11 protein-coding genes and 2 pseudogenes are annotated in these 13184 nt (G+C 61.2%); 9 read left to right on the forward strand and 4 right to left on the reverse strand.

The features are described from left to right. From FS320_RS28350 to FS320_RS28390, 9 genes and pseudogenes are all read left to right on the forward strand, one after another. Nucleotides 1-2199 (forward strand): AAA family ATPase (locus tag FS320_RS28350; protein ID WP_210252224.1); only part of this gene is annotated, 2199 nt, incomplete at its 5' end. Nucleotides 2200-3494: 1295 nt separating this feature from the next. Further along, nucleotides 3495-3997: pseudogene (locus tag FS320_RS28355) on the forward strand (transposase); the annotation flags it as partial. Nucleotides 3998-5590: 1593 nt separating this feature from the next. Further along, entirely contained in the window at nt 5591-6742 is a 1152-nt protein-coding gene (locus FS320_RS28360; protein ID WP_152715610.1) for a hypothetical protein, read from the forward strand. Between the two features lie 133 nt (nt 6743-6875). Continuing rightward, on the forward strand, nt 6876-7190 hold the full coding sequence (locus FS320_RS28365; RefSeq protein ID WP_192926356.1) for a type II toxin-antitoxin system Phd/YefM family antitoxin: 315 nt from the start codon (nt 6876-6878) through the stop codon (nt 7188-7190). Between the two features lie 192 nt (nt 7191-7382). Then, on the forward strand, nt 7383-8003 hold the full coding sequence (locus FS320_RS28370; protein ID WP_152715612.1) for a helix-turn-helix domain-containing protein: 621 nt from the start codon (nt 7383-7385) through the stop codon (nt 8001-8003). Next, a complete protein-coding gene (locus FS320_RS28375) occupies nt 8000-8638 on the forward strand; it encodes an RES family NAD+ phosphorylase (RefSeq protein WP_338105489.1) in 639 nt (212 codons plus the stop codon). The genes FS320_RS28370 and FS320_RS28375 overlap by 4 nt, the downstream gene beginning before the upstream one ends. 442 nt (nt 8639-9080) lie before the next feature. Beyond that, a complete protein-coding gene (locus tag FS320_RS28380) occupies nt 9081-9323 on the forward strand; it encodes a hypothetical protein (RefSeq protein WP_244627444.1) in 243 nt (80 codons plus the stop codon). Between the two features lie 300 nt (nt 9324-9623). Beyond that, nucleotides 9624-9905: a hypothetical protein gene (locus FS320_RS28385; protein ID WP_152715616.1), complete on the forward strand. Its 282-nt coding sequence runs from the start codon at nt 9624-9626 to the stop codon at nt 9903-9905. Between the two features lie 117 nt (nt 9906-10022). Next, on the forward strand, nt 10023-10220 hold the full coding sequence (locus tag FS320_RS28390; RefSeq protein WP_152715618.1) for a KGG domain-containing protein: 198 nt from the start codon (nt 10023-10025) through the stop codon (nt 10218-10220). A gap of 114 nt (nt 10221-10334) precedes the next feature. Here the strand turns inward: FS320_RS28390 and FS320_RS28395 are convergent. From FS320_RS28395 to FS320_RS28410, 4 genes and pseudogenes are all read right to left on the reverse strand, one after another. Further along, nucleotides 10335-10585: pseudogene (locus FS320_RS28395) on the reverse strand (WGR domain-containing protein). A gap of 169 nt (nt 10586-10754) precedes the next feature. Beyond that, nucleotides 10755-11006, reverse strand: coding sequence for a hypothetical protein (locus FS320_RS28400; protein ID WP_152715619.1), 252 nt, complete (start codon nt 11004-11006; stop codon nt 10755-10757). An 89-nt stretch (nt 11007-11095) separates the two neighbouring features. Next, on the reverse strand, nt 11096-12250 hold the full coding sequence (gene repC, locus FS320_RS28405; protein WP_152715621.1) for a plasmid replication protein RepC: 1155 nt from the start codon (nt 12248-12250) through the stop codon (nt 11096-11098). Between the two features lie 174 nt (nt 12251-12424). Continuing rightward, nucleotides 12425-12637, reverse strand: a complete 213-nt coding sequence (locus tag FS320_RS28410) for a hypothetical protein (protein WP_152715623.1) — start codon at nt 12635-12637, stop codon at nt 12425-12427. Between the last annotated feature and the right edge of the window lie 547 nt (nt 12638-13184).

Consider the following 13184-nt stretch of genomic DNA (forward strand, 5'->3'; position numbering starts at 1 on the left):
TTTGCTCTTCTGCTGCATGGCTCGTCCCCTGTGCGGGAGGCTCGGCGCCGGCCCATCCAGCGCAACCCTCGCTCATCGCATAGTGTGGACGAGCCACCTCCGCCGGCAACGAACATACGGTCTGCCATCATGAGCACCCAATCATCTCTGGACCATCACAGCTCTGCCTCCGTCGATGATGTCGACTTGGAGCCGGACGATACGGGAGGCGATCCGGCCTCCCCGGCACCGGTCCGGCACACGGATCTTCGCTCCATGATCAACTCTGCACAGCGGCACTCGCTGCGCGACCTGTTGGTCATACCTATGCTCAAGCAGGCGCTCGGATCTGCTCTGGTGCGCCAGCTCAAGCGCGGCGACTCCACGCTGGCGCTGGTGATTGCCGTCCCCTCGCCCGCTTGGGTCGCGCCGCTGAGCGAGGCGCTCACACGCTTAGCGTTCCAGGGGCTCATGATCATCGGACCTTCGGAGCGGTTGCAGCGGGCTGACGAGGCCGCGCGGCGGGCCGAAGAAGCAGCTAAGGCGCTCAGCAAGGGGGTGAGCGTCATCGGGATTGCGGTCACTCCCTCCCAGGAGCTCTCAAAGGTCCTGCTCGGCGCCGCGGATGCGGTCGTCACCGTCCCCCCGCCAGACGCCACTCTGGCCAACCGCGCCATCCGCCGCTTCACCCGCAAGGGGCAGGCGGAGGCTCTGTCGGCCCGCGATCTCGCCGGTCTTGACTGGCCGGATTTCGTTGCAGCCTTCCGCCGGGGCTCGAGCCGCCAGGAGATTGCAAGGCGGCTGGCGCGGGCCGCGGCCGCGCGCTCCTCGGTGTCTTTCGCCGAGAATGGGCCGCCGCTTTCAGCTTTGACCGGCTACGGCCCGGCTCTCGAATGGGCGCAGGCTCTTGTCCATGAGATCGATGCGATGCGTGCGGGCCATGCTCCGGTGGCCGTCCTGGAAAGCGCGCTGCTCGCCGGCCCGCCGGGGACCGGTAAAACCCTGCTGGCCCAAGCCCTGGCACGGGAAGCCGGGCTGCCACTCGTCACATCGAGCGTAGCCGCATGGTTTTCCGCCTCGGACGGACATCTTGGGGCTGTGATCAGGGAACAGGCCAACTTCTTCGCCTCCCTGCGAGCCAATCGCCCCTGTGTGGGATTTCTTGATGAGATCGATGCCTTACCGAGTAGACTAGGCTTGGGCGGATCACGCAACGCCGATTTTTGGACGCCGCTGATTACCGGCGTTCTGCTGAACGTCGATCAGCTGCGCCAAGCCTGCCCTGATGTAATCTTCCTGGCGGCTACTAACCACCCGGAGCGTGTCGATCCTGCCCTGCGCCGTCCAGGCCGCCTGGATCGCGTGTTCGAGATCGCCCCGCCCGACGTGGCAGGGCTGACTGGCATCCTGAGGGCGCATCTCAGGGCTGAGCTCGCTGGCGCTGATCTGAGCTCTGTGGCGCAGCTCCTGCTCGGGCGGGTGGGTGCCGCTGCCGTGCAGGTGGTGCATGCCGCCCGCCGGCGCGCCCGTCTCGCTGGCCGTGCTCTCACGCTCGAGGATCTCCTCGCCGAGGCCAGCCCGCCGGAGCCACGCAGCCTCGCTGAGCTGAAAGCGTGTGCCATTCATGAAGCTGGCCACGCCGTCGTAGCGTTGGCCCTCGGCCGCACCCTCCAGGGCGTGTCACTGCAGCTGGCCGGCGCCAGCGGCGGGATGACCCGCATCGAGCATCCGGGCTTCATCCCGACCCGGAGCGTGATCGAGGACACCGTGGTGATCGGCCTCGCTGGCCGGGCCGCTGATATCGTGCTGGGATCCGGCGCGAGTGCCGGGGCAGTGGGCGATCTGGCGATCGCCACACGCGAGCTTTCGGCCTTGCATGCCAGCTTCGGTCTCGGCCGCACGCTGCTGCACCGAGCCGAGGCCGAGGATGCCAGTGCACTGGTGCGCCTTGATGGCCGGTTTGCCCAGAGCATCGAGGCCGATCTCCGGCGACTGCTGGACCGCGCGATTACAATCGTGACGAAGCATCAGTCTGCGGTGTTGGCGGTGGCAGAGTGGCTTCTCGCCCGCCGAGCCCTGTCGGGGGCACAGGTGCAAGCCCTCCTGGAAACTCATTCACTCTCGGCTGCTGCAACGTACGATGTTCCAGCCGGTGCAGCCCGGACAGATAGCGTCGATGCTCTCGATAGCGGCCACGAAGGGATCATCCTGCCCAGCTGAAACCAGTTTCCCGGTCCCGTCTGTTTCCAATCCTATCCATCTCCCATGAGCTGTTTATGTCGATCCTTCTCCCCCTCCCCTCTCGCCGCAGTCACTCCTGCCCAGGCTCGTGCCTACGGGCCGCAACGGCGACCCGCTTTCATCTGCCAGACGACCCCACACCGTTCGATCCGCCGGAGATCGCTTGGTGGCGCTCGGGGGCAGGGATGATCCTGGTTCAGCCTGGCCGCTCAAGCGAAAGCAACCGTGTCCTTCTTAGCTTTGAATACCATTGGCAGCCTCTGCGGGACTCGTGGCACGCGATTGCTAACGTTCTTAAAGAGGCGGAGCTGGAGTACGAGGTGCGCCGCCCTGTCGAACCACGGGCTCTCGTGGTGCAGCCGCGGGATGCATCCTTGGGATTGTCACCTGGTGAGCAACGCTGGCCCGGGAGCGTTAGCAGACGCCGCGTTATCGCGGCTGACATCGATCAGCTTCGCGCATCCCTTCGCCCTGCGATCAATGGTTCTGCTATGCTGAATCATGGAGTGATCGGCCTAGTGGCTAGCGCGCCACTCACATCTGAGGCACAAGCCCGAGGCCGTGAGGTGATCACGGCGTGGGATGAACTCCAGGCCGCAGACGTCCTGGCACTGGCCAGAAGCGGTCTTGCATTCTGGCGCAGCGTCGCGATTTCAGCGGGTTTTGATCCCACTCGCCTGCATCAGATCAGGCTGACACCACCTTTACGAAATCGGCGTCGGAAATCGATCAGAGGTCAGTCACCATGGTACCGATCGAATGGTGTCTGCCATGGGAAGGGCGCAGATTCAGCTCTGGCCAGGGCGAGATTTCAGTAGGTGAGATTGGTGAGGCGCCTCACATGGATCGACCGCACTCCTGCGATGGGACAGTCAAAGGCCGCTTCCAGCGACCTTCTTTCCATTCGATAGACAACAACCGTGGTGACGCGATTGCCAATCTCGCAGATGGCGTGCTCAGACCGCGACCTCAATAGAGGCTCAGCAGCGCCCGTCATTTAGGATGCCATGGATGATTCCCTTCTGGAGCCAGAAAGTTGCCCAATGGCCCTCTAATCGGCTTCTGACTAAGCGAACACAACTTTGCTGCACTGGTTGGCCGCAAAATCGGCCTGAGATGCCGTCTCAAATCCCCTAAGAGATCCCATGGGGGTGGATAGCGATCTGCTCTCTGGCAGAGTGAGGTTGCGATTCCACTCACGCTGGAGGCGACCCATGTCAGTTGAACCCGGATCCGAGCCGACCGCAATCCGCACCAATCTTGGCGCAATCTTTGTCTCGATGGAACTCGACCGGCTCGAGTTGCTGCTGGAGCAGATCAAGGCCGTGGAGGCCGAGCGCGATAGCCTCCTGGCTCGGATCAGAGAGGCCAGTGCCGCGCAACCCGCAGCCCTGTTGCTTGGCCTGAAGGGCATTGGAGCGGAGTTTGCTGCTCTTCTCTGGTCGGAGGGGATGTTCCGCAGCTTTAGCAACCGCCGGCAGGTAGCCGCCTATGCGGGCTTGGCGCCAACTCCTTGGAAGAGTGGATCGGTTGATCGGGAACAGGGCGTGTCGAAAGCCGGCAACGCGCGGCTACGCACAACCATGATCCAACTGGCTTGGCTCTGGCTGCGCCATCAGCCGGCCTCGGCGCTCAGCTGTTGGTTCCGGCAGCGGATCGCGCGCAATGGCGGCCGCCTGAAGAAGCCGATGATCGTGGCACTGGCCCGCAAATTGCTCGTCGCCTTGTGGAAATACACGACCGCGGCGTCGTGATCGAGGGAGCTGTGGCAACCTGACGGCCGGCACCCCCATATCATCCTATCTTCCGGGACCTGATCAGTTCCGGCAGATCCAGGTGAGACGAACCGAAGAGCGGACTTGGCTTGAAAGGCCGTCTAAGAGAATGGTCTCGTCCTCCTGAGCCGCGCCCGTCGTATGCGGGAAGGTGGTGCCGCTGCAAGAAGAGAGCAGCGACCGAATGTGAGTTTGAACCGAGCCGGACACGGCTCGCGTCATGCAACGGCTCAGAACCTGGATCTGGAACAATCGATCGGAGGTTGCCCCATGAGCAACTGATTTAACAAACTTAACTCATCCAAGCCCATGTGAGTCCGCATTGCTGTCCTTAGGCTGGACCTTGTGTCAGGTTTCATGGCTGGAGATCGGCTCCATGGGGAGGCTGATCCCATCGTAGACCTCAGCTACCGAGAGGATCACTCTGATGGCAGGCATCGCGACCTCCTGCTCCAGCTCAAGCAGGATGCGCAGCGGCCAAGAGCAGTTCTCGTCCCTGAGCCACAGGAACACCATTGGGGCATTCGGCCCGATGAGCAGACTGTAATCGCAGGAGCTAACCTGCTTGTACCCTCCGCCCTTTCGAAAGCCTCGGTATCAAGGGCGCTCGCTGAGCGATGACATTGGCACGCAAACCATTCGGGTTGCTATACTCTAGGGTCATGGTGCTACAGTTAAAGCAGGTGAATTGATCACGGAACTTGCTATACACCTCGATCTCCCGATCACCGTTGGACGCGCGGCGAAGACTGTTTACTCGAAGCCCAGCCATGTTTTTCAGTTGTACGTCCGGTGCATGACCGAAGGCCGCATCCCGGTCGTGCCGAGCACTCCTGTCCGGATCAGTGATCAACCATGGATGCAGGGCAAAGCGATCTCGACGATGGCGAGCGTCTTGTCGTCTCGGCCGTTCAAGCCATCGCTTCTCCTCAAGGCGGTTTCACCTGGCTCATTGGATTATTGCGTCATGAAACAATCGTCAGCATGCAAGGACTAACTCTGCCCTTTCACCTCAACTCTTGGGTCCTAGCTGGAGGAGATGTGAGAGAGCGCACGAAGGCAGACGTGAGTGGAAGAGGCGTTGAGCTGGATCAAAGGCGACCAAGCAAGGAAATCAGAGCCTTCGGGCTCCATGGCTGATACCTGTCACCAAATTTTGCATCCTAAGTGCGACATTTAGAGAGCTTGTGCCACCCTGTGTAGATCATGATGACCTGCCGACAGGTTAAATTAACCTGTCGGCAGGTCGTCGGCAGGTCGCCGGTAGGTTATTTTGATCTACGGACGCCTACAAACCCTTCACCGCCGAAGTCATGTGCGGAGCGACGCAGCCATAGGTCGTCAATCATTGAGTACCTTGCGGTCTAAGAGTTCCATTGGTTGGAAACTTGCAGGCCAATCAGCTGGCTTCTTATAAGCATGCGAGACTCTCACCGGACGAATATCTGGCTGGTCTGACTTGCCCCTCGTTCAAGCAACATTCGCACGTAGAATTCACCAACCCATAGTGGGTTAGATATTCGGCGAGAAATTGGTGCACCCCGCGTTGTTCCATGCATCATCCTCGATAGCATTTGTCATGAGGAGGAACCCTCATGGGATTTGCTTACGTACGGGCACTGAAGCTCAAGAATATTCAATACCTCATCAAGCAGGGGCGCCATGCTCTCCGGAAGGACACGACGAGCGAAGTCCGCCCTGGAGCGAAGCCCGGGACTGCCGTGATCTGGACGCCGCCTGACTTGCCCGAGGGAGTTGACCCGAGGGACTATCGCGCCCTCTATCGCCTTTCCAAGAACAGCCGTGGCTTTGCGGAGCGGCAGAACGCGGCGATCGGCCTGCATCTGCTTGTGGGCGTCTCCTCCTCCTGGATCAAAGCCGCGGGGGGCCTGCACGATCCCGAGAACCCGCGCAACGAAAAGCTCCGTGATGCCGCTGTCGCCTGGGTGGAATCCTGGGCCGGCGCGGGATCGGTCATCGGCGCTCGCCTCGATCTCGACGAAGCCGGCGGAGGCGTAGTCGATGTATTCGTTGTCCCGGTCTTCGAGCAGAAGCACAAATCCGGCAGCACGAAGCTGACGGTCAGCGTCAACAAAGCCCTAACCGGACTTCAAGCGACCCATAAATCTGACTACTCCTATGAGGCGCTCCAGACGTCCTGGCACGCCTACGCGCAAGAGCACCTGGACAAGACCCTGCAACGGGGCGAGCCGAAGTATAAAACCAATCGTGAGCATCTGAGCATCGCGGAGTACAAGCGCCAGCAAGACCACCTGCAGAAGGAAGCGGCCCTCCGGAAGGAGCAGGAAGAACTCGCCGATCGCGAGGCTGCTGTCGCCGATCGCGAGGCTGCTGTCGCGGAGCGGGAGAGGCTGGCCGAGCAGGCCAGGGCAGACTTGGAGTGGGAGGCCGCCGAGATCTCGCAGGAGCGCGTCGCGTTCAAGGCAGCGATCGCCGTTCTCTCGGATCCCGGCCTGAGAGCCATCCGTCCACCATCCCATGAGGGTAGCAAGTGGCGGTTTGATACCCCGCACCTTGCAACCCTGCGGCCCGCGATCCTGCAAGCCCGCCCGCTCTGGCCTGTCATGCATGACCTCCTGGCGGCGGCGCAGGACAAGCATCGTGTGGCTGACAGGCGCCTGGCTGAACTCCATGCCCTTCGTGATGAGGTCGATGAGCACCTCCGCGAGTGCATCGACGAAGCGGCCTGCGAGGCTGGCCCGTCCTGGATGTCCGGCCGTCCCTAACGGGTTGAGGTGGTCCGGAAGCCTTAGGCCACCTAGCCTGCCACCTGCCCACGTTGACTACAGCAGTTCAGACGGCCCACTGTTCTGGAAATTCTGGATATTCTTGATCTGATATCGGCAAGGAGATCCGCTCATGCGCACCTTCACCACGGCCGACCTCAACAAGAAGGTCGGGGACATCACCGACGCCGCCCGTCGGAAGCCTGTCCTGCTGACTCACCACCGCCAGCCCCGCTTCGCCCTGATGTTGGTCGAGGCCTATGAAAGCCTGACGCAGAGCAAGGCCACCGGCAGGCGCACCGGCTTCACCTTGGAAACGATGCCGGGCGATGTCGCTGACGGCCTGCTTGCCTCGCCAATCTGTATGAGCGCGAGATGGACTCAAGCGGAACATCGAAACGGTAGAACGCCGGCAACTTCGATTAAACAGAATACCGTCACGATGTAGACCGCTTGCACAGGAATAACGGGAGTAGCGACCGACCACCGACCTTAGCCAGACATCGCCCTGCTCCATGATGGGCCTTCAGGACACTAGGCTGATTCCAAGCGCCGATAGCTTAGGCGCCGCCCAGGTCGATATGGTTGACGTAGTCGTTTCGAACTCCATATTGTAACCAGAGCAACCAAGGAGGCTATTATGACCCGGGAATCGGCATCGCCCGGTTTTATGTTAAACATCCACGCCGAACCCGACTCAGTGCAAGCGGCGTTCTTGCGTCGGGCCCTGGCCGCCCTAGAGCGGATCGCCAGCAGCGTCCCGACGAAGACCCTGACCGAGGCCCTGGCCGCCCCAACCGATGTCGGCTCGCTCGCCCAGCTCCTGAGCCGGTCCGAGGTGGTCGGCTCGGCCATCACCGAACTTGACCCGCTCGCCCCGGCTCTAGCGCGGGGTGTCGAGCACCGTCAGACGCTTCTGAAGCTGGCCGGCGGTATCTTGTCGGCGGACGAGGCTGGCCGGATCCTTGGGATCACGCGCCAAGCCGTCGACAAGCGGCGGCGCGCCGGCGCCTTGCTGGCGGTCCGGGAGGGAAGCGACTGGCGCTATCCGGTCTGCCAGTTCGAGGACGGCGAGGTGGTGGCTGGCATCCCGGAGGTCGTGCGCGGCTTCAGTTCCTCAGGCCCGTGGGTGGCCCTAGACTTCCTCCTCGCCCCTGACACGGTCCTGGCAGGCCGCACGCCGCTGGAGGCGCTGAAGGCCGGCGACCGCGAAGAGGTGCTGCGCCTGGTGCGTGGGTTTCAGGGCGATGGCTTCGCGTGAGCCCCTCGCCACCTTCCAGACCTCGGGGCCCGACCGGGGCTGCACCCCCGCCGCCTGCCTGGCTGGGCAGCAGGAGCCTGCCGCTCGACCTCCTGCCGGCCGAGACCGTTTTGCACCGGATCCACCGCGCCGTGCTCGGACCGGTGTTCTTCGGTCCCGGCTTGGGCGTCCCGCCGATCTATCGCTTCGATAGCGCGAGCAGCCGGTTCGGCGTGCTGTATGTCGGCTTGAGCCGCGCTGGCGCGGTGGCGGAAACCCTGCTGCGCAACCCGCAGCGCCTGATGATCGCCATGTCGGACATCACGGACCGCGCCGCGACGGAGCTGGCCTGCCGCCGTGAGCTGCGCGTCGTGAAGCTTTATGGTTCAGGCTTGCAGGCGGTGGGCACCGACAATGCAATCTCCACCGGCCCGTATGGACCATGCGGTTTGTGGGCGGACGCCCTCTGGGATCATCCAGACCAGCCCGACGGGATCGCGTATCAGTCCCGGCATGACTCGAACGAGATCTGCTTGGCGCTCTTCGAGCGTCCTGACCTGACGTTCGACATCAGGTCGACGAAGCCGCTAACCGCGATGTTGCACGAGATCGCTGCCTTTCTCGATGCACACGGCAAATCCCTTTCGCCCGCATAGCGGGCAACGTCTTCCGGTTAGACCGCGAAATGCGCTCACGTCGAGCGGCCGCTGCCCGGCAACATGTTTGGGATCGAGGCCCAAGGCCCCAAATCCAACCAGTCGGAGGAACGACAGTTCGCCGTCATACGCTACCCTTTGGCTAACTTCCGAGGAGCCCCAGAGGCGGACCGTCACCGCCGTTCCCGGCACGGAAGGTTGACATCAGCGCCAGGAAGGGAGCCTTGGTTCACCCTGCGCCATCTCCTTGATGTCCTGGCACGACCAGGCTCGGTTGACCTTTGTCGAAATACGACAGCACCGGCGTTTTTAGAGCTCCGACCTAGTGTTGACACATGGTTCATGTCTAGAGCGCATCCTCGGCCGACCAGAAGGCTGTAACACGACAGGATTTACTAAGGGGTGCACCATGAGCGATAAGCAAGCTAATCAACGTGGATCGATGGCTAAGCTTCACCCCGTCGCCGCCCCTCCCATCGATGAGAACACCGCATCGATGGTCGATCTGCTGCAGGAGCATTTGCGATTGGCTCGCGAAGGCAAGCTGCGCTCGCTCGCCGTCGTCTCCGTATCTGCTGGTGGATCCGCCATTGGCACCCAGTGGTCGTGCGATCCTGGCGACATGGCATCGCTGATCGGCAAGCTAACCGTCCTCACCCACGATCTCATGGCCGCTCGCAAGTAAGTATTGGGCCGATCGCCACATGGATGATCTCCTCCAGCAGAGACGAGCGGTTTCACCACCCAGGAGGGTAAGGCGCCGGGCCTCCGAGGTCCGCTGCGACAGCCTGGGCAACATCCCTCCCCTGACCAATCTATCTGCTTCGGGATGCGGGTGGCACCGGGCCGTTCAGGCACCTCGTGAAAAGGCAAAGGCAGCATTCTGCCAGCCAGACATCTGGCCGTTACCATAGATGAGGCAAGGTCGCTGCGCGCTTGATTGGGCCGGGTCGATCAAGTTAATCGCAGATCAAGGGAGGTCGCGATGGCACTGTTGAGACGAGAGCTGCACAGGATCGCTAAAGGCCCGGTCGCCAATGATGAGGATACTTGGTCATTGGTGTTCGATACAGACACAAAGCGCCTTTACGTCGAGCACGAGTGGCAGCACGTGGACGTGCGCCGGGGTGGAGCCTCGGACAACGGGACAGAGCAAATCGAAATAGCTGAGTATATGCTCCAAGGCGGGCAGACCGCCGGGCACCGCGAACTGTGGCGCCTCATCAGGATTCTGTTTGATGAACCAAACGCCCCACAGCACGAGTAGCGCGATCCTAGCCGAGCGGCAGCCGATTGTGGCGCATCCAGATTAGTTTGTGCAGCGCCCGAACTTCTACCTGAGCCGGCCGTTCTCGGCCTAGGGTGGGTTCTTCGGAGAACGGTCATGGGCGCTGATGAGAGTTCGACAAAACGCGGCTTTGCTTCAATGAGTGAGGAACGGCGTCGCGAGATTGCAAGCAAAGGCGGCAAGAGCGTTCCGGCTGAAAAGCGGTATTTTGCTCAGAACACTGCATCTGCCTCCGAAGCCGGCCGTAAGGGAGGCCAGAACTCCCCGGGCCGCGGGAAGGATCGTCAAGAGTAGCACCATAGGCCAAGCTAGTGGGCAACCTCCTGATAGGGAGCATCAAAGAATCTGAAACCGTCGAAGAACAGGATCCTGCCTGAGAACAATCCGGGTTTACCTTTGCTCATGTTCCTACACGCCTCTGAGCAGATAGCCGCGTCGACGCTTGCGCCGGAGCAGGTTTCGAGGGCTTCCACAGCCCGTGATTGGTTTTCGTAGAGCTCGATCCTCCTCTGCCCCGGCTGGCCGATGCGGCCCCACTCGCGGATCAGTGTCGCATCACCAAACAGGCTAGGTTCGATCGACAGCACATAGTAGCGAGCCATGTTGCAACTCGCATCGAGCCTGTCGAGGACCAGGTACTGGAGCGTGTCTTGGGACATGCCTTCATGTTGATGAGGCCATGTGCTGAGGTCCAATCAAAGTCTTGAATCCATCAAGCCTCAACGATTCACAACAGTGATGCACTCCGCCTTCGACACATCGGTCTAGAAACTCACAAGCCCTAATCGCTCGTCGAGACCTGCGTCTCGCCTACCCTCACAGCGTCAGCTATCGTCTTCCCTGAGGGAGGCTCTGCGTGGCCTTTTCCAGTGCCATGACACGCTCCTCAAGAGCGTCAATCGCTGTCAGCGTATAGGCTAGGCTCCCCGCCGCCAGCACCACGGCAGCAATTGCGGCAACCAGCGTGCCAATCTCGATGGCTTTGCGCTGGTCATGCGTCCGATGCAGAGCCTTTTTCAGATACCGCTCGAAGATCACGTAGAGGAAGAGGCCGCCCACGACGGTTGAAATCAACACCATACTTTTTCACTCCTCGTTCTTCATTCCCGCCCTCACTGACACCCGGCACACTGACACAGTCAGCCATCTCGCAGTGAACGGTCCCCTCCTCATGACATGCGCCGTCTCCTCATGGCCAGGAGCTCGACGGCAAGATTGATCTTGCCGGATTTCACCATGCGGGTCAGCGCGCGGAAGTAGCCGCCCGGGTTCTTGATCCGGCTCTCGCCGCCGTTCTTGGCGGCATCGTCCTCGTAGAGCTGCAGCACGTAGATCACCGCAATGGCTGCCCTGACGGTCCCGATGTCCTCCACCGCCTCGGCCCAGGCGCTCTCATGCGCCCCAAGGGAGGCGCGCAGGTAACGGCCGGCGGAGACGATATCCGCCAGATCCCGCACGGGCTGGCCGAAGTCGCTGAGGGTGGGGCAGGCCTCAAGGATCAATTCCGGTGATAGGTGCTCTGACGTTTGTTCGGTTGAACGAACCGCCTCAGCTTTCGTCGGAAAGCCCTTGTTACAAGTTTCACTAGGAGATCCGTTGTTGTTATTAATGTGACGGACTCCGAGTCCGGCATTGCCCGCTTGATAGAAGGCTTCTTCAGCATCAGTTCTCAACAGCTGCCAGGCATCGAGAAGATCAGCCGGCAGCGTCACCTTGGATCGGGCTGGCGTACGGGCCTGCAGGGTCTTCAGCTCACCCTCCAACGCAATGCAGTCGACCTCAGGGAAATGCTCCGCCAAGGCCGCCAGGGCCTCCTCGGTGGCGCGCCTACAGATGGTGACCTCGTCAAAGGTCCGCTTTTGGACCTCGCGCAGTTGCTTCTGCTCCATGAGCATCACGGTCCAGTCGCCGCGGCGGGCATAGACCGGGGTCAGATCGAACCCGAAGGCGTCCACCACCTGCCCGGCCAGGTCCTTGACGGCATAGCGCTTGCCGTTGGGAGAATCCTTAGGGACAATCAGCTGCAGATCGATCAGCTGGCGCAGGATACGTCGGATCGCCCGCTCGGTCAGGCCGGTGCGGCTCATCAGGTAGTCGTTGGACGGCCAGACCAGCAGCCGCTCCCATTCCTGCTCGCCCCAGCAGGCGACGAGCTCCGACAGGACCGCCCGCTGGGCCGGCCTGAGGTCGAGGGCCTTGCCGGCATCCCGCGCGGCGGCCGAGAGTTCTTTCCGTGTGACTGTGCGCTCGGCCTCGAGCGCAAGCTTCCTTGCGGCCAGAGCGGCATGTCTCAGCCGCCGGCCTCCTGACGATGCAAGCTGCATCGCACCCTCCATGTTGAGGGCAAAGCGGGAGCGTTCACCGAAACCGATGCTCTTGACAGTCAGTTTGTCGGGATGGCATAAGAATGTTGCGACACAATTCAAATGCCCACCCTCGCGGTGGTCTCCAAAGGCCCTCGAAGTTTCCAGCTTCGTGGGCCTTTTGCTTTGCCTGATTTACGTCACGACATTTCGATCCTTCTGGGCGAACATGGCCTCGAGGGCATGGGTGATGACAGCCTCACGGGACCTGAAGCGACCGCTTTCGACAGCTTGGTCGATCGCAGTGCTCAGAAGCCCGGGAATCCAGACGTTCACTTCCTTGTCTCCCCGTTCCCGGCGAGACTTGCGGAAGCGCTGAACCCGTTCGATCCCTTTCACGTCAGGCATGGCATCCACCCGTTACACTCGTGCCGTTACGAGACATGACCGATTCTGAGTTGGCTGTGGAGTCGCGCGTCAAGAATCCATTCACAATAGATCGATTCAGCGGTGGGAAACTTCTTTAGCTAGAATCATTTAGCTGAAAGGGCGGATTCAATTCGCATGCAAAAGCCCGGTTCCAAGTGATTCTCAGTTACTCACTAGATTCTGGAATAGAAGCCAAACCGGACAAACTCCGATTCGCCCGCCTGCTTTTGACTCTCCCGCGCCCTGTGGGCTTGGTTAAGAACTATTAACCAGACCAGATTGGGACTTGGATACTTCGCGATGTCTCGCGCACGACTCTAGCCGTTCTTATGCATGGGAAGGTTGATGAAGGCTGGCGAGTGTAGCTTAAGCACTTGAAGCAGCGTAGGATTTGGTTGTTGAGACTAATCCCTGCCACCAATTGCCCTGTGCCACACTCGCCATGCCGGACGATACACCTGCCACCTTCCCGTTTCCAGCCGTTGGCCGCAAGAAGATCACCGCTGCTTTCGACGGTGGGCGCCTG

It is taken from the genome of Microvirga tunisiensis, from assembly GCF_009296175.1.
In the GTDB taxonomy this organism is placed as follows: Bacteria; Pseudomonadota; Alphaproteobacteria; order Rhizobiales; family Beijerinckiaceae; genus Microvirga; species Microvirga tunisiensis.